At 61.0% G+C, this 587-nt stretch carries 1 protein-coding gene; it reads left to right on the forward strand.

What is annotated here, in order from left to right:
• A partial coding sequence (locus DBR18_RS29535; protein WP_256588810.1) for an immunoglobulin-like domain-containing protein occupies window positions 1-587 on the forward strand: 587 nt, incomplete at both ends.

Below are 587 nucleotides of genomic sequence, written 5' to 3' on the forward strand. Positions count from 1 at the left end.
CAACCCGGCCGGCACTCCGGTGACCGTGACCTTGAGCAACGGCTCCGTCATCACCATCGACGCCGGCAAAACCACTGGCACCGTGACCGTTCCAGCGCCAGCCGATGACGTCTACAAGGACGCCGGCAAAGTCGAAGTCACAATCAAGGATGCGTCCGGCGGTAACTTCGAAAACCTCGTTCCGAGCACCGTTCCGGCCGTGACCGAAGTCACTGACACCATCGACACCTCGACCGTGAAACTCACGGCCGATACTTCGGTGGCTGAAGGCGGCACTGTCACTTACACCGCCACCGTCGGTGCACCGGTCACCGGCTCGCCAGTGACCGTCACGTTGGCCAACGGCCAGACCATCACCATCGAAGTGGGCAAAACCACTGGCACCGTGACTACCACCGCGCCAAATGACGCGTTGAATGGTCATGAGCCGCTGAGCAACTCGATTACCGGCGTAACGGGCGGCAACTACGAAAATCTCGTGGCTGACAAAACCCCGGTTTCGACCACCGTCACCGATACCGTCGACACCACCAACCTGACCCTGAGCGCCACCGGTACCGTGGCCGAAGGCGGTTCGATCGTTTACA

It is taken from the genome of Pseudomonas sp. HMWF021 (genome assembly GCF_003061005.1).
Taxonomy (GTDB): Bacteria; Pseudomonadota; Gammaproteobacteria; order Pseudomonadales; family Pseudomonadaceae; genus Aquipseudomonas.